An 18,858-nucleotide genomic window follows, 5' to 3' on the forward strand; every position below is an offset into this window, starting at 1 on the left:
CTCACCCGTACTCCTCCTCAGATCCGGCGGGGACCGCGTCCGGGTCCGGGTCGCCGGTCCACTCCACCAGCAGGTCACCCAGGGGTTCCGGCTGCTCGAAGAGCACCGTCGCCTCCCGGTACAGCTCCAGCAGCGCCAGGAACCTGGCCACCTTCTCCACCGTGTCGCAGCCCTCGGTCAGCTCACCGAAGGTGGCCCGGCCGCGCTCGCAGAGCACCGCCCGCAGCTGCTCGGCGGTCTCCTTGATCGACACCGCGCGCTGGTGGATGTGCTCGGTGGCCACCACCGGCGGCGGCTTGGGCCGGAACACCGCGGCGGCGATCTCGGCGAAGCGCGCCGGGTCCACCCCGAGCATCACCTCGGGCAGCAGGTCGGCGAAGCGCTCCTCCAGCGACACCGACCGCGGGTAGCGGCGCAGCGCGGTGGACTCCAGCTCCCCGAACAGCGCCGCCACCTGCTTGTAGGCGCGGTACTGCAACAACCGGGCGAAGAGCAGGTCCTTGGCCTCCAGCAGGGCCAGGTCGTCCTCGTCGTCGACCTCGCCCTGGGGCAGCAGCCTGGCCGCCTTGAGGTCGAGCAGGGTGGCCGCGACGACCAGGAACTCCGTGGTCTCGTCGAGGTCCCAGTCGTCGCCGAGGGCCTTGATGTGGGCGATGAAGTCGTCGGTGACCCGGTGCAGGGCCACCTCGGTGACGTCCATCCGGTGCTGGGAGATCAGCTGCAGCAGCAGGTCGAACGGGCCCTCGAAGTTGGCCAGCCGGACGGTGAAGCGCCCGTCGCCCGGCTCCGCCGCGACCTGCGGCGGGTCGGCCACGGCGGTCACCGGCCCGGGTCCCGGCGCAGCCTGCGCACCAGCACCGAGTCGCCGCCGTGCTCGTCGAGGTCGGCCAGCAGCACCGCCACCGCCTCGCGCACCACCCGGCCGCGGTCGACGGCGAGCCCGTGCACCGCGCGCAGCGCCAACCTGGCCTGCTCCAGGGCCAGCAGCTCCTCGTCGGAGACGTACACGGTGATCTTGGAGGTGTGCTTCTGCCGGGGCGTGCCGCGCGCGGGCGCCTCGGCGGCGGGCGCGGGGGCCTGCTCCGCCGCGGGGGCGGGCGCGGGGTCGAACAGGGTCGCCGGGCCGGTCTCGCGGTGCCCGCCCGGGCGCGCGGGGGCCGGGCGGGCGTCCCGGCGGGTCGGCGGGGCGTCGGCGGGGACGTGGCGCAGCGGTGGCGGTGCGGTCGAGCGGAACAGCTCGTCGGCTCCCGGGAGCGGGGTCCTCCTGGTCACCTGGCGATCACCTCGCGGGCCAGCTGCCGGTAGGCCTTGGCACCCGCCGACCGAGGCGCCCAGGTGGTGATCGGCTCCCCGGCGACGGTGGTCTCCGGGAAGCGCACGGTGCGGTTGATCGCGGTGTCGAACACCGTGTCGCCGAACGCCTCGACGACGCGGGCCATGACCTCGCGCGAGTGCAGCGTACGCGGGTCGAACATGGTGGCCAGGATGCCGGTGATGCCCAGCTTGGGGTTGAGCCGGTCGCGCACCTTGTCGATGGTGTCGATGAGCAGCGCCACGCCGCGCAGGCTGAAGTACTCGCACTCCAGCGGGATGAGCACGCCGTCGGCGGCGGTGAGCGCGTTGACGGTGAGCAGGCCCAGCGAGGGCTGGCAGTCGACCAGGATGAAGTCGTAGTCGTCGAGCACCGGGCGCAGGGTGCGCATCAGCGAGTGCTCGCGGCCGACCTCGCTGACCAGCTGCACCTCCGCCGCGGACAGGTCGATGTTGCTGGGCAGCAGGTCCAGGTCGTCGACGCAGGTCCGCATCACCACGTCGCGCACCCCCACGGAGCCCTCGATGAGCACGTTGTAGATCGTGCGCTCCAGGTCGTGCGGGGGGATGCCCAGGCCGACCGACAGCGCGCCCTGCGGGTCGAAGTCCACCAGCAGCACCCGGCGGCCGTACTCGGTGAGCGCGGCGCCGAGGTTGATCGTGGAGGTGGTCTTGCCGACCCCGCCCTTCTGGTTGCAGATGGCCAGGATCCGGGCCGGGCCGTGCCGGTCGAGCAGCGAGGGCTCGGGGATGTGGCGGCGCGGGCGGCCGGTGGGCCCCATCGTCCCGGCGACCAGCGGCTCGTCGGCACCGTCGTCGTCGGAGTCCCGCGGCGCGATGTTCAGCTCGACCCGGCGCTGCTGGGACTGCGGTGGTGTCGACATGGCGATGTAGCTCCTTGTCGCCTGCGGTCCTGACCACCGCAGCGTAAGGGCGCGGCCGGTCACCACCAACGCGGCTCGCCGCCGGTCGGTGCGCGCTGTTGCGCCCGGTCGGGCCGGGCGGGGGCGGGTGCGATCAGGCGCCGACGCGCTCGGTGGCGCCGAGGACGGCGGCCAGCAGCCCGGGGAACAGGGCGTCGAGGTCGGCGCGGCGCAGCGAGAGCAGCCGCTGGTTGCCGTCCGGGCGGGTGTGGGTGACCCCCGCCTCGCGCAGCACCCGCAGGTGCTGCGACAGGGTCGACTTGGCCACCGAGACGTCGAGGTCGCCGCAGGACAGCTCGCCCGCGCGGGCGAGCTGGCGCACGACGGCGAGCCGGGTGGGGTCGCTCAGCGCGTGCAGCACCGAGGGCAACCGGACCTGGTCCATCGTCGGCTCGTCCACGCGCCCACAGTAGGGGACGCGGGTACCCGCCTGGGAACCCCGATCAACCCCCGTCAGCGGCGAACCGGGTGCCGAGCGCGGCGCGGGCGGTGTCCATCAGCCCCATGAGCGCGAGGGTGGCGGCGTGCGGGACGAGCGGGCTCTGCGCCTCCCCGGCGCGCAGGCACCGGGCGACCTCGGTGAACTGCGGCCCGTAGCCGGACCCGGGCAGGTCGGCGGTGTGCACCCGGGGCTCGGGGTCCGCGGCGGGGCTGTGCACCACCAGCTCCGAGGGCCGGTACAGCGGGCTGCCGAACCGCAGCCACCCGCGGGTGCCGACGACGGTCGCGGTACCTGGCATGACCGCCTCCACCGAGCAGGCCACGTGCGCGAACCGGCCGCCCGGGTAGGACAGCTGGAGCGCGGCGGTGGCGTCGGACCCGGTCGGCGACAGCGAGCCGGTCGCGGTGGTCCCCTCGGGGACGCCGAGGAACAGCAGCGGGTACGTGGCCGGGTAGACGCCCAGGTCGAGCAGCGCGGAGCCGCCCGCGTCCAGGTCGAACAGCCGGTGCGCCGGGTCGTAGGGGAACGGCCAGCCCAGGTCGGCGGTCACCGACACCACGTCCCCGATCGCCCCCTCGGCCACCAGGTCGCCGGCCAGGCGCACCAGCGGGTGCAGGCGCGTCCACAGGGCCTCCATGCAGAACACGTCGCGCTCCCCCGCCGCGGCGATGACCTCGCGGGCCTGGCGCTGGGTGAGGGTGAACGCCTTCTCGACCAGGACGTGCTTGCCCGCCTCGATGGCCAGCAGGGCGTGCTCGTGGTGCTGGCCGTGGGTGGTGGCGATGTAGACGACGTCGACGTCCGGGTCGGACACCAGGTCCCGGTAGGAGCCGTAGGCGTGCGGGGCGCCGAGGGCGTCGGCGGTGGCCCGGGCCCGCCGCTGGTCGCGGGCGCCGACGGCGTGCACGGTGCAGTCGGGGGTGTCGCGCAGGTCGGCGCCCGCGCTGCCCGCGATCCCACCCGCGCCGAGGACGCCCCAGCGCACGGGTCCGTCGTGGGTGATCGGTGCGGGCATCGGGTTCCTCCCCGGGGTGGGCTGCCCCGCGGGGTCAGCGGGTGGCGCGCGGGTGGGCGGTCGCGTAGACCTCGCGCAGGGTGGTGACGGTGACCAGGGTGTAGATCTGGGTGGTGGTGACCGAGGCGTGCCCCAGCAGCTCCTGCACCACCCGCACGTCCGCCCCGCCTTCGATGAGGTGGGTGGCGAAGGAGTGCCGCAGGGTGTGCGGGGACACCGGCACGGTGATGCCCGCCTGCTCGGCCGCCACCTTGAGGGTGTTCCACGCGCTCTGCCGCGACAACCGCCCGCCGCGCAGGTTGAGGAACACCGCCGGGGTGCCGCGGCCGCGGGTGGCCAGGTCGGGGCGGGCGCGCACCAGGTAGGCGTCGAGCGCGCGCAGGGCCGGGCGGCCGATGGGCACCAGCCGCTGCTTGCCGCCCTTGCCGTCGAGCAGCACCGTGCGCTCGGTGGCGTCGACGTCGTCGAGGTCGAGGCCGACCGCCTCGGAGATGCGGGCGCCGGTGGAGTACAGCAGCTCCAGCAGCGCCCGGTCGCGCAGCGTGCCGGGGCCGTCGCCGTGCGGGGTCTCCAGCAACCGCAGCACGTCGTCGACCGGCAGCGCCTTGGGCAGCCGCCGCGGCGGGGTCGGCGGCTTGACCTCGCGGGCGGCGTCGTGCCCGGTCAGCCCCTCGCGCACGGCGAAGCGGTGCAGCCCGCGCACGGCCACCAGCGCCCGGGCGGCGGAGGAGGCGGCCAGCGGCGGGTGCGCGTCGTCGCCCTCGCGCAGCCGGGCCAGGAAGTCCGCGACCTGGGCCTCGGTGACCGCGCCGAGGTCGTCGACCCCGGCGCGGGCCAGGTGGTCGAGGTAGCGGCGCAGGTCGCGGGTGTAGCCGTCGAGGGTGTTGACCGCGGTGCCGCGCTCCACGGCGAGGTGGTCCAGGTAGGTGCGGAGGACCGGCTCCGGGGCGGCGGGCACCCCCGGGATGTTAGGGCGTGCGCGCGGCCCGCGGCGGGGGCGACGCGCGGGCGCGCGGGTGTGGGCGGCGCCGCGTGCGGAAACCGGACGCGGCCCCCGTTCGTCAGAGGTGCATGACCGCTCCCCGAGAACCCGGTGACCCGGATCTGGTCCGCATCGGCACCTTGGAGCGCGAGGACGCCATCCGCGTCCTGGGGGAGCACTTCGCCGCGGGCAGGCTCCAGGTCGACGAGTACGACGAGCGCGCGCGGGTGGCCGCGGCGGCGGTGAACCGGGCCGAGCTGCGGGCGCTGTTCACCGACCTGCCCGCGCCCTACCCGCCGTTCCTGGCGCCCCCGGTGTGGTCGGCCGCGGCGATGCCACCCCCGCCCCGGGTGCTCCCCGGGCCGCCGGTCGCGGGCCCCTACCCGGTGGCGCCCCCGCCCGGGGTGCTGCCGGTCTACCCGGGCACCTCCCGGTACGAGGTGGGGATGTCCGACAAGTCCCGGGTCACCGCCGGGGTGTTGCAGATCCTGTTCCCGACCCTGGGCATCGGCCGGTTCTACACCGGCGACACCGGCATCGCGATCGCCCAGCTGCTGACCTGCGGCGGCTTCGGCATCTGGGGCCTGGTCGACGGCATCATCCTGCTGGCCAACGGCGGCACCGACGGCCACGGGCGCAGGCTGCGCGACTAGGGGCGCACGCCTGTCTGTCCCGCCCGAGGCAACCCGGCACGACGACGCACGGCTGAGGCCACCCTGGCGTGGAGCGCGCCCTGGCGTCGGGTCGGGGTAGTGGCGCCCCGACCCGACGCCGTCAGCGCCTGCCGAAGGCGGTGGAGCGGCCCGGCCACGGCGCGTCGGGCACGCGCGGGGCCGCCACGCCGGAGTCGACGGCGGCCGCGGCCAGCACGCCCGCCACCGCGGCGGCGTTGGTGATCTCCCCGGCCAGCGCCATCCGGACGGCCTCGGGCAGGGGCACCCGGCGGGTGGTGAGGTCGGCCTCCTCCTCGCCCATCTCCTGCCTGGTCACCTCGGACAGGCCCGTGGCCAGGAAGACCCGCACCTCCTCGTCGGTGAACCCGGGGGAGGCGGCGACGTCGACCAGCACCGACCAGTGCTCGGCGGCCAGGCCCACCTCCTCGACCAGCTCGCGCTCGGCGGCGGCCAGCGGCTCCTCGCCCTCGTGGTCGACCAGGCCCGCGGGCAGCTCCCACAGCCGGGCGCCCACCGGGTGCCGGTACTGGTGGATCAGCACGACCTGCCCGTCGTCGTCGAGCGCCACCACCGCCACGGCGGGCAGGTGCTCGACGACCTCGCGCTTGGCGGTGCCGCCCCCGGGCATCCGGACCTCGTCGACGCGCAGCGCCAGGATCCGGCCGACGTGGACGTCGGTGGAGGACACGACGTCGAAGACGTGCTCGCCCGGGGTGCTCACGCGTTCACCCGGTGCTCGGCCTCGGCGCCGTCGCGGTCGGCCCGGTCGTCGATCTCGACCGGCAGGCGGCCCGAGCGCAGGTGCTTGACCGCGGCCTTGATGAAGCCCGCGAACAGCGGGTGCGGGCGGGTCGGGCGGCTCTTGAGCTCCGGGTGGGCCTGGGTGGCCACGAAGAACGGGTGCACGTCGGTGGGCAGCTCGATGAACTCCACCAGCCTGCCGTCGGGGGAGGTGCCGGAGAACACCACGCCCGCCGCGGACAGCCGGTCGCGGTAGGCGTTGTTCACCTCGTAGCGGTGCCGGTGCCGCTCGGAGACCTCGCGCTCGCCGTAGACCTGGGCCACCAGCGACCCGGGCTGCAGGCTCGCCGGGTAGGCGCCCAGGCGCATCGTGCCGCCCATGTCCCGCTCGCCCGCGACCACGTCCTGCTGGTCGGCCATGGTGGAGATGACCGGGTTGGCGGTGGTGCCGTCGAACTCCGCGGAGTCGGCGTCGGCGATGCCCGCCAGCGAGCGCGCGGTCTCGATGACCATGCACTGCAACCCCAGGCACAGCCCCAGCACCGGGATGCGGTTGACCCTGGCGTGGGTGATGGCGCCGATCTTGCCCTCGATGCCGCGCACGCCGAACCCGCCGGGGATCAGCACGCCGTCCACACCGGACAGCGCGGCCGCCGCGCCCGCCGGGGTCTCGCAGGTGTCCGAGGCCACCCAGGTGACCTCCACCTTGGCCCGGTGGGCGAACCCGCCGGCGCGCAGCGCCTCGGTCACCGACAGGTAGGCGTCGGGCAGGTCGACGTACTTGCCCACCAGGGCCACGCGCACCGTCTCCGACGGCTTGTGCACCCGGTCGAGCAGGTCGCCCCACACCGTCCAGTCCACGTCGCGGAAGGGCAGCCCCAGCTTGCGCACCACGTAGGCGTCGAGGCCCTCGGCGTGCAGCACCTTGGGGATGTCGTAGATGGAGGGGGCGTCCACCGCGGCGACCACCGCGTCGGTGTCCACATCGCACATCAGGGCGATCTTGCGCTTGAGCCCGTCGGGGATCTCCCGGTCGGCGCGGCAGACGATGGCGTCGGGCTGGATGCCGATGTTGCGCAGCGCGGCCACCGAGTGCTGGGTGGGCTTGGTCTTGAGCTCGCCGGAGGGGGCCAGGTAGGGCACCAGCGACACGTGCAGGAAGAAGATGTTGTCCCGGCCGACGTCGTGGCGCACCTGCCGGGCGGCCTCCAGGAACGGCAGCGACTCGATGTCGCCGACGGTGCCGCCGACCTCGGTGATGACCACGTCGGGCACCGCGCCGGAGGCGTCCGGGTCGGCCATGGCCAGGATCCGCGACTTGATCTCGTCGGTGATGTGCGGGATGACCTGCACGGTGTCGCCCAGGTACTCCCCGCGCCGCTCCTTGGCGATCACCGCCGAGTACACCTGGCCGGTGGTGACGTTGGCCGAGCCGGACAGGCTGCGGTCGAGGAAGCGCTCGTAGTGGCCGATGTCGAGGTCGGTCTCGGCGCCGTCGTCGGTGACGAAGACCTCGCCGTGCTGGAACGGGTTCATCGTGCCCGGGTCGACGTTGAGGTACGGGTCCAGCTTCTGCATGGTGACCCGCAGGCCCCGGGAGGTGAGGAGCTGGCCGAGGCTGGAGGCGGTGAGCCCCTTGCCCAGCGAGGAGGCGACGCCCCCGGTGACGAAGACGTGCTTTGTCGTGCGCACTTGCTGCACCAACGAGGCTCCCCGTGGTTCCGATCGGATCGGTGTCGACCAGGCCGGTCGACGGGCTGCGGCATCGATGGCGGGCCCTGGGCGGGCCTGCCGGTCCACGGGGTTTCACCCTAACACCCACCCGGCGGGCCCGTCCGCTCCCGGTGCGCCGGGCGCGGGCGGGCCCTGCTCACCGGGTCAGGGGGTGGGCCTGCACGAGGTGGCGCCGACGACGACCTCCCCGGTGATGCCGGAGGCGGGCAGGAACCGCACGTGCAGCATGTTCAGCTCGATGCTGCCGTCGTTCGGGGTGGGCAGCAGCACCTCGTTGAAGGTGGCGGTGGCGAGCACCGTGGTGCCCGCGGTGAGGTTCTTGGCGTAGTTGGCGGGCACCGGGCTGGGCAGCCCGGAGATGCCGCTGAGCCCGCTGAACGACCAGCTCGCCCGGGTGCCGCCCTGGTCGGCCTGGCAGGTGGTGGTGTAGCTGGTCAGCTTCACCCGCGGGCCGCCGAGGCTGACCAGCGCCGACAGCTCGAAGGAGGTCCCGGTGGCGGTCGAGGTGGTCGTGGTGAGGTCGAAGTCGGGGTCGACCACGGTGGTGGTGCAGGTGGACGTGGCGCCGCCGAAGCGGACCCCGCTGCCGGTCACCAACCCCGAGGTCACCGAGGTGGGGCCGCTGATCGAGCACTGCCCCACGTCCGGGATGGCGGTGCTGGTGCCCGCCTTGACGAAGCCCGCCCACCCCGCGGAGGCGACCCCGGGCTGCGCCGTCGCCGCGGCGGGCAGCGCCCCCGCGAACAGGGCTGCGGCGACCGCCGCGGTCGTCGCCAGTCGTGCTGCGCGCGTCATGTACCACTCCTGCTGTGCCCCTGACGGACCTGTTTCCGTCATGGCCTGCATCGGTGCGCGCGGCCGGGGAATAACCAACGTGGAACACGTCGCACCCTGACGGGAAGCACCTTCGCCCGTTCGTGGGCCGCGGCGCTCACCTCCGGTCACCGAACCACCGTCCGGGTCAGCCGCGCGCCCCGTCCGCGCCTACTCGGCGGGCGCGCCAGGGGCGGGCGCCTGGGCGCTGCCCGCGGTGCCGTAGCGGCCGGACTTCTCCTGGAGCTGCTCGGCCAGCGCCAGCACGGTGACGACCCGCCCGGCCGGGGTGTCCACGTTGTCCACAGTGGACAAGATGGAGGTGGCGGCGGTGTCCGCGCGGACCACGCCCACCGGGCCGGTGCCGTCCGCCGAGCCCGCCCGGCCCGCGAGCACCGCCCCCGCGCCGGACCGGTCGACCTGGGTGGCGAAGCGGGCGATCACGGCCGCCTCGTCCCCGGCGCCGTCCCCGGTGTACCGCCCGCCGGTCAGCACCACCGCCAGCTGCGCGGGCCGCAGCTCCCCCGCCACCGTGACGAACCCGCCGTCGGAGAGCCCGCGCAGCGCCGCGGTCGACTCGGCGGCGGAGACCTGCGGCTGGTTGTTCGCCTTGGAGATCAGCACCAGCGGCCCCAGCAGCCCGCCCGCCAGCGTCCCCGGGTCGGAGGCGGTGGGCAGCTGCACCCCCGCGGGCAGCAGCCGGGTGACGATGTCGCGCAGCTCGTCGGACCGGGCCTGGTCGGTGAACGCCCCGGTCAGCTGGAGCTCGCCGGTGACCGTCGCCCCCGAGGCGGTGACCAGCGCCTTGACCCCGTCGCGGTCCACCGGGTCGGCGTCGGCGGTGGTGATCAGCACGACCGTGCGCTTGTCCAGGGCCCCCCGCACGGCCAGCGGCCCCACGGCCGCGGCGAAGGAGTCGGCGTCGCCCAGGCGGGCGGTGAGCGCGTTGCGCTGCTGCTCCAGGTCGCTGACCTGCGTGCCCAGGTCGGAGTTCTGCGAGTTCAGCCCGGACAGCAGCGACCGGCTCAGCGTCGTCGACCCCAGCAGCACGCCCAGCGCCAGCGCCAGGAACACCGCCGCGATCGAGATGATGTGGTAGCGCAGCGAGATCACGAGAACAGCCCCCCGACCCACCCGGTCACCGCGTGCCAGGTGTCGACGACCCAGTCGGTGTAGGCGCCACCGACCCCCGAGACCGCCACGGCGGCGGCCACCGCCACCAGGGCGGCCAGCACCAGCAGCACCACCGCCCACGCCGACACCCGGCTGCGGTGCAGCACCGCCACCGCCTTGGCGTCGACCAGCTTGCTGCCCAGCCGCAGCCGGGTCAGGAACGTCGACGGGTTCGACCCCGAGCGGCCCCGGTCCAGGAACTCGCGCAGGGTGGCCTGGAACCCCACCGTCACCACCAGGTCCGCCTCGTGCACGTCCACCAGCAGCAGCGCCAGGTCCTCGGCGTTGCCCGACGCGGGGAAGGTCACCGCGCCGATCCCCAGGTCCTGCACCCGGCTCAGCCCCGGCGCCTGCCCGTCGGTGGTCGCGGGTACCACCACCTCGGCCCCCGACCGCAGCGCCGCGGTGGAGATCCCGTCCGGGTCCCCGACGATGACGTGCGGGGTGTGCCCGGCTTCGCGCAGCGCGTCGGCCCCGGACTCCACCCCGACCAGCACCGGCCGGTGCTCGCCCAGGTACCGCTTGAGCGCCTTGAGGTCCTCCACGTGGCCGTTGCCCGGGGCCACCACGACCACCTGCCGCCCGCGCACCGGGGTGCGCAGCTCGGGCACCCCCACGCCCTCCAGGATCAGCGTGCGCTCCCGGCGCAGGAACTCGATGGTGTTGGCCGAGAACGCCTCCAGCTGCGCCGACATCCCCGCCTTGGCCTCGACCATCTGGTCGGCCACCGACGAGGCGGTCTGCCGGGTCCCCGACACCAGCTCCTGCTCGCCGAGGAACACCGACCCCTCGTGCAGCCGGACCTTGCTGCCCTCCTTGACCACCCGCAGCGCGTCAGCGCCCACCCCGTCGATGAGCGGCACGCCCGCGTCGAGCAGCAGCTCCGGGCCCATGTTCGGGAACCGGCCGCTGATCGACGGCGAGGCGTTGACCACCCCGACCACCTCCGCGTCGACCAGCGCCGCCGCGGTCGCCCGGTCGAGGTCGAGCTGGTCGAGCACGGCGACGTCCCCGGGGGACAGCCGCCGCAGCAGGTCGGTGGTGCGCCGGTCGACCCTGGCGATGCCGGTCACCCCGGGCAGGGCGGGCTTGGACCGGTGGAGCAGGCCGGAGAGCTTCATGCCCGCGATCGTGAACCACCGCACCGCCCCCGCCGGTGTGCCACGCCGGTCGGGACGCCGCTCCGCCCACAGTGGACAGTGCGCTGTCCTCGCAGGTCACCGACCGTCCGTGACGACCACTCACCCGAACGGGGCGTCCCACGTGGACGAAGCCCGACCAGCGCCTGCCGTCTCCCGCCCACGGCACACGCACCGCGCACACCGACCCCGACCACCCACGGACGAGTGGATTCCCGCCACGCCCACCCGTGGCCACTGTCCGCACGGCACCGCTCCGGGACGTACCGGTGGGGGCGGACGCCCGTGGTGCCAGACCGGGGACGATGCCGGGCGGGGACGAGAGGGCGGCCGGCGGGAGAAATCCAGCACGGCCCCGCCCCACCCGGGGGCAGGCGCCCGTGGCGCCAAACCGGGAACGATGCCGGGCGGGGACGAGGGGCAGGTGGCGGGGGACATCCAGCACAGCCCCCCGGCCCCACCTGGGGGCAGGCGCCCGTGGTGCCAGGCCGGGGACGATGCCGGGCGGGGACGAGGGGGCGGGCGGCGGGAGAAAATCGACTAGGCGCGCTTGCGGCGGGCCGGGCGCGGCTTGCCCGTCAGGTCCCAGTCGTGCTTCTCGTTCTCGGCCAGGTTCAGCAGTTCCTCGGCGTGCGCCCGCCCGGTCTCGGTGGACTCCATGCCCGCCAGCATCCTGGCCAGCTCCACCACCCGCTCCGGCTCGTCGAGGGTGCGCACGTCGCTGCGCGTCACCCCGCCGCGCATGCCCTTGTCGACCACCAGGTGCCGGTCGGCGAACGCGGCCACCTGCGCCAGGTGGGTCACCACGACGACCTGGTGCGAGCGGGCCAACCGGGCCAGCCTGCGCCCGATCTCCACCGCCGCCCGGCCGCCGACCCCGGCGTCGACCTCGTCGAACACCAGCGTGGGCACCGGGTCCGAGTGCGCCAGCACGACCTCGATGGCCAGCATCACCCGCGACAGCTCACCCCCGGAGGCGCCCTTGTGGATCGGCATCGGCTGCGCCCCGTCGTGGGCGACCAGCAGCACCTCCACCTCGTCGACCCCGCCGGAGCCCGCGTGCAGCAGCTGCCCGCCGACCTCCAGCGCCAGCGGGTCGCCCGGCTGGGCGGGCTGCGGGCGCACCGTGAGCAGCAGGCTCGACTGGCCCATCGCCAGCCCGCCCAGCTCGTCGGTGACCGCCTTGGCCAGCGCGTCGGCGGCCTCGGCGCGCCGCGCCGACAGCCCGGTGGCGATCGCCGCGAGCTCCTGGGCCAGCTCGGCGCGCCGGTGGGCCAGCTCGGCCAGCGCCTCCTCGGAGGTGTCCATCCCGGCCAGCTTGTCCTCGGCCTCGCGCGCCCAGGCCAGCACCCCGTCGACGTCGGCGGCGTACTTGCGGGTCAGCGCCTTGAGCTCGGCCTGGCGGGCGAGCACCCGCTCCAGCGCCGCCGGGTCGGCGTCGAGGCCGTCGAGGTAGGCGGTCAGCTCCGCGCCGATGTCGGTGAGCAGCACCGCGGCCTCGGTCAGCCGCGGCTCCAGCTCGCGCAGCCGCGGGTCGTCGGCACCGGCCAGCCGCCGCTGCGCCTCGCCCAGCAGCCCCAGCGCCCCCGGCGCCTCCGGGTCGCCGTCCGGCGACCCGGACACCGCGTAGGACGCCCCGGTGGCCGCCTCGCGCAGCTGGTCGGCGTCGGCCAGCCGCCGGGCCTGCTCCACCAGCTCGGTGTCCTCGCCCGGCTGCGGCGCCGCGGCGGTGATCTCCTCCACGCCCAGCCGCAGCACCTCGGACTCGCGCGCGAGCTCCTTGGCCCGCGCGGTGCGGTCGGCCAGCTCGGTCGACACCTGGATCCACTGGTCGCGCACCCGCTGGTAGGCCGCCAGCGCGTCCTGCACCTGCTCACCGGCGAAGCGGTCCAGCACGGCGCGCTGCTCGGTCGAGCGCAGCAGCCGCAGCTGGTCGTTCTGCCCGTGCACGGCGATCAGCTGCTCGGCCAGCTCGCCGAGCACCCCGACCGGCACCGACCGCCCGCCCAGGTGCGCCCGGGACCGGCCGTCGGTGCTGACGCTGCGCAGCGCGATGAGGCTGCCGTCCTCCTCCGGGTCGGCGCCCGCGCCCTGCGCGACCACCGCCGCCGGGGACCCCGTCAGCCCCTCGAACCGGCCCTCGACCACGGCCTTGGACTTCCCGCTGCGGACCCGGGACGCCTCGCCCCTGCCCCCGGAGAGCAGGTGCAGCCCGGTGACGACCATCGTCTTGCCCGCGCCGGTCTCCCCGGTGACGACCGTGAAACCGGGGTGGAGCTCCAGCGTGGCCTCGTCGATGACGCCGAGGTCCTGAATGCGCATCTCGGCTAGCACAGGGGCACCCTACTTGCTCCCCCTGTCACTCGGCAGTGTGCGCCGGGCCGCCACGCCGGGGAACGGGTCGAACAGGTGGTCGAGCCCACCGGCGCGCGCCCTCAGCGCGAGCGCCAGCCGTGCACCGGCAGGTCGAACTTGTCCACCAGCCGGTCGGTGAAGTGGCCCTCGACCAGCCGCACCAGCCGCACCGGGGTCCGCCCGCCGCGCACCTCGATGCGCGCGCCCGGCGGGATCTCCACCGTCCGCCGCCCGTCGCAGCACAGCACCGCCTCGTGGCCCTCCGGGTCGACCTCGATCGCCACCGTGGAGTGCGGGCCCACCACCATCGGCCGGGAGAACATCGCGTGCGCGTTGCTGGGCACCACCAGCATCGCCCGCACGTCCGGCCACACGATCGGCCCGCCCGCGGAGTAGGCGTAGGCGGTCGAGCCGGTGGGCGTGGCGCACAGCACCCCGTCGCAGCCGAACGACGACACCGACCGGCCGTCGACCTCGATGAGCACGTCCAGGATGCGCTCCCGGCTGCTCTTCTCCACGCTGGCCTCGTTGAGCGCCCAGGTGCTCGCCACCACCCGGCCGCCCACGGTGGCGGTCACGTCGACCGTCATCCGCTCCTCGACCTGGTAGCGCTGCTCGATCACCCGCTGCACCACGTCGGCCAGTGCGTCGGACTCGGCCTCGGCCAGGAACCCGATGCGGCCCAGGTTCACCCCGAGCACCGGCACCCCGGCCGGGTGCGCCAGCTCCGCGGCCCGCAGGAACGTGCCGTCCCCGCCGAGCACGAACACCAGCTCCACGCCCTCGGCCGCGGCCGGGCCCAGCGGCACCACCCGCGCGTAGCAGGACGGGTCCAGGTCCGGCGCCTCGTCGTCGACCACCCGCAGGGCGACCCCGGCACCGGCGAACCACCCGGCCACCTTCTCCGCCACCCGCCGGTTCTCCACCCGACCGGTGTGCACGACGAGCAGCACCTCGCGCTGCCCGTCCCCCGACCCACCCGACTGCGCGCTCACGTGCGTGACCCGTTCACTGCGGCCCTTCCCGGACGGCGGTCTCGACCAGCTCGGCGGCCACCTCGGCGGCCAGCGGCTCCCCCCGGCGCAGCCAGGCGAAGTACTCCACGTTCCCGGCGGGCCCGGGCAGCGGGCTCGCGGCCACCCCGTGCACCCGCAGCCCGGCGGCGCCCGCGGCGGCCAGCACCGCGCGCACCGCGTCGGCGCGGGCGGCCGGGTCGCGCACGACGCCGCCGGAGCCCAGCCGCTCCTTGCCCACCTCGAACTGCGGCTTGATCATCGGGATGACGTCGGCGTCCTCGTCCGCGCAGGCGGCCAGCGCGGGCAGCACCAGGCGCAGCGAGATGAACGACAGGTCCGACACCACCATGCCCACCGGCCCGCCGATGGCCTCCGGGGTGATCTCCCTGGCGTTGGTCTTGTCCATGACCACCACCCGGTCGTCGGTCTGCAACCGCCACACCAGCTGCCCGCGGCCGACGTCGACCGCCACCACCTGCCGCGCGCCCCGGCGCAGCAGCACGTCGGTGAACCCGCCGGTGGAGGCGCCGGCGTCCAGGCACCGCTTGCCCTCGGGGGACAGGTCGAACGCGTCGAGCGCGCCGACCAGCTTGTGCGCGCCGCGCGAGGCCCACCCCGGGTCGTCGGTCTCGCGCACGAGCAGCGCCGCCCCGGTCTCGACGCCGGTGGCGGGCTTGGTGGCCACGGCGCCCTGCACGGTCACCCGGCCGTCGGCGATGAGCTGCGAGGCGTGGTCGCGGGAGCGGGCCAAGCCCCGGCGGACCAGTTCGGCGTCCAGCCGCGCCCTCCTGGGCACCGGCTCAGACCTTGTCGATCGAGGCGAGCGCGGCGGTCAGCGCCACGTGCACCGCGTCGAACCGGGCCACGTGCTCGTCGACCGGCACCCGGTCGAGCCCGTCGAGCCCGGCCACGGCGTCGGCGATGGCCTCGTCGCTGACCGGCGGGGGCCCGGGCGGCCCGGGGAGCGGAGCGGGGTGCACGGACCCCACGCTAGCCGATGGCGAGCCCGAGGGTGGTGAGGGCGGTGCGCGCCGCCGCCGACCGCGCGTCGTGGGTCAGCGACCCCGCCGCGGACCAGTGCGCCGGGCACAGGGCGCGCAGCAGCGCCGTCGGGTCGCCCGAGCCGTCGACGCGGACGGTGTTCCCGTCGACCTCGACCTCCCAGCCGTCACCCGAACCCACCCGCATCGCGTCGGCGGGCCCGTCGAAGCCGGTGAGGTCGGCCAAGACGTAGGTGGGCCGCTCGTGCTCGCCCGCGCGCAGCAGGCCCTCGGGCGTGCAGACGCCAGTGAGCACCAGCAGCGAGTCGACCCCGGAGCTCACCGCGCCCTCGATGTCGGTGTCGAGCCGGTCGCCCACCACCAGCGGCCTGCCCGCCCCGGCGGATTCGATCGACTGGCGCATCAGCGGCGTCGCGGGCTTGCCCGCCACGACCGGCTCCTGGTCGGTGGCCACGCGCAGGGCGTGCACCATCGACCCGTTGCCGGGCAGCAGGCCGCGCTCGGTGGGCAGGGTGCGGTCGACGTTGCAGGCCACCCACAGCGCGCCCGCCCGGATGGCCAGCGCGCCCTCGGCCAGGTCCGCCCAGGTCATCTGCGGCGAGAGCCCCTGCACGACGCCCTTGACCTCGTCGGAGAAGGCCCGCACGGGGGTGAGCCCCACCTCGGCGACCAGGTCCGCGAGCGCCTCGGTGCCCAGCACGAGCACCCGGTCGCCGTCGGCCAGCCGCTCGCTGAGGACGGCGGCCGCGGCCTGCCCGCTGGTGGAGACCTCGGCGGTGTCGGCGGACACCGACATCGCGCGCAGGTGCTCGGCCACGGCCCCGGGGGCGCGGGAGGCGTTGTTGGTGACGAACCGCACGGCCGTGCCGCGCGCGTGCGCGGCGTCGACCACGTCCGCCGCGGCGGGCAGGGCCTGCCCGCCCCGGTACACGGTGCCGTCGAGGTCGAACAGCAGGGCGTCGTAGCGGTCGAGCAGGCCCTCGGCCATCAGTCGCGGTCCTCCTGCGCGGCGGGGGCGTCGCCGCCCTCCTCGGGGAGGGCGTCCAGGTCGTCCGCCGGGGCGGCCGCGGCCACCTCGTCGGCGTCGGCGCCGAGGGCGAACGCGCGCTCGGCGGCGTCGGTCTCCTCGTCGTCGTCGGCCTGGGCGGCGTTGAGGAACCAGCGGATCGCCTCGTCCCCGCGGCCCGCGGCCTCCAGGTTGTCGGCGTAGGCGTAGAACAGCCGCGCGCTCCACGGCTTGCGCACCTTGGGGTCGAGGTCCGGCCCCTGCAGCGCCACCACGGCGGCGTCGAGCTGGCCCATGTCCCGGCGGGCACCCGCGCTGACGATCCGCAGCTCCACGGCCACCTCGGGCTCGATGTCCGCGCCCGCCTCCTTGGCCAGCTCCAGCGCCCGCTCGGGGCGGCCGAGGGCGCGCTCGCAGTCGGCCATCACGGCCAGGTGCGTGCTGCCCCCGCTCATCCGGCGCACCGCGCGCAGCTCCGACAGCGCCTCCGACCACTCCCCGGCGTGGTAGGCGGTCAGCCCGGCGGCCTCGCGCACGATGGCCACCCGGGAGGCGCGCTCCCTGGCGTGCCGGGCGTGGCGCAGCGCCAGCTCGGGGTCCTCGTCGATGAGCATGCCCGCGGCGACCAGGTGCTTGCCGACCAGCTCGGCCAGCGACTTGGGCAGGCTGCGCAGCCCGGCCCGCGCCTCGACGTCGAGCTGGGAGTAGTCCACGCCCTCCGGCAGCGGCAGGCCGCCCTCGGACGGGCGCACGTCCCGGTCGCGGTCCCCGCGGTCGTCACGCCGGTCATCCCGCCGGTCGCGGTCGCGCCGGTCGAGGCGGGAGCGGTCGAAGCCCTCGTCCCGCCTGTCCTCGTCCGGGCTGTCCTCATCCTGGCTGTCCTCGTCCGCCTGGACGGGCTCGGCCACCGGGGACTCGTCCGCGGAGGTGAGCTGGTCGGCGGGGGAGCCGGACCCGCTCTCCGGCGCGTCGGTGTCGTCGCGGTCGGCGGTGTCACGGTCGGCGGTGTCGTCGCGGTCGGCCTCGCCGCTCACCTCGTCGGCGCGGGCGCCCGTCGAGACCAGGTTGTCGCGGATGAAGTCGTCGGTGATGGCCTCATCGGTCTCGGCACCCTCGACCGGCGCGGCGGGCCGCACCTCGTCGCGCGGCCGGTCGTCGCGGCGGGGCCCCCGGTCGTCGAAGTCACGGCGCGGCCCGCGGTCATCCCGCCGGAACCCGCCCCGATCATCGTCCCGGCGCGGTCCACGGTCGTCCCTGCGGAACCCACCGCGATCGTCGTCACGACGGGGGCCGCGGTCGTCCCTGCGGAACCCACCACGGTCGTCATCGCGGCGCGGCCCGCGGTCATCGCGGCGCTGGAAACCACCGCGGTCGTTGTCCCGCCGGAACCCACCTCGGTCATCGTCGCGGCGCGGCCCGCGGTCGTCCCTGCGGAACCCACCGCGATCGTCGTCCCGCCGAGGGCCGCGGTCGTCCCTGCGGAACCCGCCCCGGTCGTCATCGCGGCGGGGGCCACGGTCGTCACGGCGCTGGAAACCACCGCGGTCGTTGTCCTTGCGGAAACCGCCGCGGTCGTCGTCACGACGGGGCCCGCGGTCGTCCCTGCGGAAGCCACCACGGTCGTCGTCACGACGGGGGCCGCGGTCGTCCTTGCGGAACCCACCCCGGTTGTCATCGCGACGGGGCCCGCGGTCGTCCCTGCGGAAGCCACCACGGTCGTCATCGCGGCGCTGGAAACCACCGCGGTCGTTGTCCTTGCGGAAACCGCCGCGGTCATCGTCACGGCGCGGGCCGCGGTCATCGCGGCGCTGGAAGCCGCCGTCGTTGTCCCGGCGGGGCCCGCGGTCGTCGCGGCGGAAGCCGGTGTCGTTGTCGCGGCGCTGGAACCCACCCTGGCGGGGGCGGTCGTCGCGGCGGGGACCGCTGTCGCGGTCGTCGCGGCGCGGCCGGTCGTCCCGGCGCTGGTAGCCCCCGCGGTCGTCATCGCGGCGGGGGGCGCGGTCATCGCGGCGCTGGAAGCCAGGTCGGTCGTCCCGGCGCGGTCCGCGGTCGTCCTTGCGGAAGCCGCCGTCGCCACCGTCGCGGCGGGCGAACCCGGCGCGGTCGTCGCGGCGCTCGTCGTCCCGGCCGCGGAACCCACCCCGGTTGTCGCCGTAGCCCCGGTCGGTCGAGCGGTAGCCGCCCCGGCTCTCACCGGTGCCCCGGTAACCGCCGCGGTCGCCCCCGGAGCGGTACCCGCCCCGGTCGCGGTCGGACGAGGTCGGCCGGTAGCCGCCGCGGTCGTGGCCCGACCGGCGGTCACCGCCGCCGCGGCCGGCCTCCTGGCCGTCGCGCTTCCACGGCGCCGCACCGGACGAGCGGTCCCGGCGCGGGGCACCCGACCGGTCGCGGTCCCCACGACGCTCTCCACCATCGGCACCGCCGCGGCGACCGAACTCCGACACCTGAATCCTCCATCAGCACGGAAAAGCCGAAAGGGCCTGCGGCGAACACGGATCTCCACGTGTTCACCACAGACCCCTTCGGGAATGAT

General features: G+C 75.4%; 19 protein-coding genes. 2 read left to right on the forward strand and 17 right to left on the reverse strand.

Annotated features, from left to right (window positions below; translation table 11 throughout):
- Window position 1 precedes the first annotated feature (1 nt).
- The 6 genes from BJP25_RS19795 to xerD form a co-directional block, all read right to left on the reverse strand.
- Window positions 2-823, reverse strand: a complete 822-nt coding sequence (locus BJP25_RS19795; protein ID WP_075976480.1) for a segregation and condensation protein A — start codon at window positions 821-823, stop codon at window positions 2-4.
- Window positions 820-1,272 (reverse strand): cobyrinic acid a,c-diamide synthase, encoded by a 453-nt coding sequence (locus tag BJP25_RS19800; protein WP_143219212.1) that lies wholly within the window; start codon window positions 1,270-1,272, stop codon window positions 820-822. Before BJP25_RS19800 ends, BJP25_RS19795 begins: the two co-directional genes overlap by 4 nt.
- On the reverse strand, window positions 1,269-2,195 hold the full coding sequence (locus BJP25_RS19805) for a ParA family protein (protein WP_075976481.1): 927 nt from the start codon (window positions 2,193-2,195) through the stop codon (window positions 1,269-1,271). The genes BJP25_RS19800 and BJP25_RS19805 overlap by 4 nt, the downstream gene beginning before the upstream one ends.
- 133 nt (window positions 2,196-2,328) lie before the next feature.
- Window positions 2,329-2,619, reverse strand: coding sequence for an ArsR/SmtB family transcription factor (locus tag BJP25_RS19810; protein WP_075976482.1), 291 nt, complete (start codon window positions 2,617-2,619; stop codon window positions 2,329-2,331).
- A gap of 58 nt (window positions 2,620-2,677) precedes the next feature.
- The gene (locus tag BJP25_RS19815) at window positions 2,678-3,691 is read right to left on the reverse strand and encodes a Gfo/Idh/MocA family protein (RefSeq protein WP_075976483.1); all 1,014 of its coding nucleotides are present in this window, start codon (window positions 3,689-3,691) and stop codon (window positions 2,678-2,680) included.
- A gap of 34 nt (window positions 3,692-3,725) precedes the next feature.
- Window positions 3,726-4,649: a site-specific tyrosine recombinase XerD gene (gene xerD / locus BJP25_RS19820; RefSeq protein ID WP_408607161.1), complete on the reverse strand. Its 924-nt coding sequence runs from the start codon at window positions 4,647-4,649 to the stop codon at window positions 3,726-3,728.
- 113 nt (window positions 4,650-4,762) lie between these two features.
- On the opposite strand from xerD, the gene BJP25_RS19825 reads away from it, so the two are divergent.
- On the forward strand, window positions 4,763-5,326 hold the full coding sequence (locus BJP25_RS19825) for a DUF1707 domain-containing protein (RefSeq protein WP_075976485.1): 564 nt from the start codon (window positions 4,763-4,765) through the stop codon (window positions 5,324-5,326).
- 121 nt (window positions 5,327-5,447) lie between these two features.
- Here the strand turns inward: BJP25_RS19825 and BJP25_RS19830 are convergent, their stop codons facing one another.
- From BJP25_RS19830 to BJP25_RS32775, 11 genes are all read right to left on the reverse strand, one after another.
- A complete protein-coding gene (locus tag BJP25_RS19830; protein ID WP_075976486.1) occupies window positions 5,448-6,068 on the reverse strand; it encodes an NUDIX domain-containing protein in 621 nt (206 codons plus the stop codon).
- A complete protein-coding gene (locus tag BJP25_RS19835; protein ID WP_075976487.1) occupies window positions 6,065-7,789 on the reverse strand; it encodes a CTP synthase in 1,725 nt (574 codons plus the stop codon). Before BJP25_RS19835 ends, BJP25_RS19830 begins: the two co-directional genes overlap by 4 nt.
- Window positions 7,790-7,966: 177 nt before the next feature.
- Window positions 7,967-8,617 (reverse strand): hypothetical protein, encoded by a 651-nt coding sequence (locus BJP25_RS19840; protein WP_075976488.1) that lies wholly within the window; start codon window positions 8,615-8,617, stop codon window positions 7,967-7,969.
- 189 nt (window positions 8,618-8,806) lie between these two features.
- Complete coding sequence (locus BJP25_RS19845) at window positions 8,807-9,748, reverse strand: copper transporter (RefSeq protein WP_075976489.1); 942 nt, start codon at window positions 9,746-9,748, stop codon at window positions 8,807-8,809.
- The gene (gene steA / locus BJP25_RS19850; RefSeq protein ID WP_075976518.1) at window positions 9,745-10,929 is read right to left on the reverse strand and encodes a putative cytokinetic ring protein SteA; all 1,185 of its coding nucleotides are present in this window, start codon (window positions 10,927-10,929) and stop codon (window positions 9,745-9,747) included. The genes BJP25_RS19845 and steA overlap by 4 nt, the downstream gene beginning before the upstream one ends.
- 558 nt (window positions 10,930-11,487) lie before the next feature.
- Window positions 11,488-13,269 (reverse strand): DNA repair protein RecN, encoded by a 1,782-nt coding sequence (recN, locus tag BJP25_RS19855; protein WP_084794239.1) that lies wholly within the window; start codon window positions 13,267-13,269, stop codon window positions 11,488-11,490.
- Window positions 13,270-13,382: 113 nt separating this feature from the next.
- Window positions 13,383-14,297 (reverse strand): NAD kinase, encoded by a 915-nt coding sequence (locus tag BJP25_RS19860; RefSeq protein WP_233158169.1) that lies wholly within the window; start codon window positions 14,295-14,297, stop codon window positions 13,383-13,385.
- Window positions 14,298-14,310: 13 nt separating this feature from the next.
- Window positions 14,311-15,114, reverse strand: a complete 804-nt coding sequence (locus BJP25_RS19865; protein WP_075976491.1) for a TlyA family RNA methyltransferase — start codon at window positions 15,112-15,114, stop codon at window positions 14,311-14,313.
- Between the two features lie 4 nt (window positions 15,115-15,118).
- Window positions 15,119-15,298, reverse strand: a complete 180-nt coding sequence (locus tag BJP25_RS19870; protein ID WP_075976520.1) for a hypothetical protein — start codon at window positions 15,296-15,298, stop codon at window positions 15,119-15,121.
- Between the two features lie 10 nt (window positions 15,299-15,308).
- The gene (locus BJP25_RS19875) at window positions 15,309-16,307 is read right to left on the reverse strand and encodes an HAD-IIA family hydrolase (protein ID WP_084794241.1); all 999 of its coding nucleotides are present in this window, start codon (window positions 16,305-16,307) and stop codon (window positions 15,309-15,311) included.
- The gene (locus BJP25_RS32775; RefSeq protein ID WP_233158170.1) at window positions 16,307-17,038 is read right to left on the reverse strand and encodes a tetratricopeptide repeat protein; all 732 of its coding nucleotides are present in this window, start codon (window positions 17,036-17,038) and stop codon (window positions 16,307-16,309) included. The genes BJP25_RS19875 and BJP25_RS32775 overlap by 1 nt, the downstream gene beginning before the upstream one ends.
- On the opposite strand from BJP25_RS32775, the gene BJP25_RS35730 reads away from it, so the two are divergent.
- Window positions 16,955-18,858, forward strand: a 1,904-nt coding sequence (locus BJP25_RS35730) for a hypothetical protein (RefSeq protein WP_408607162.1), incomplete at its 3' end; no start/stop codon positions are given. The genes BJP25_RS32775 and BJP25_RS35730 overlap by 84 nt on opposite strands.

The organism is Actinokineospora bangkokensis (assembly GCF_001940455.1).
Taxonomy (GTDB): Bacteria; Actinomycetota; Actinomycetes; order Mycobacteriales; family Pseudonocardiaceae; genus Actinokineospora; species Actinokineospora bangkokensis.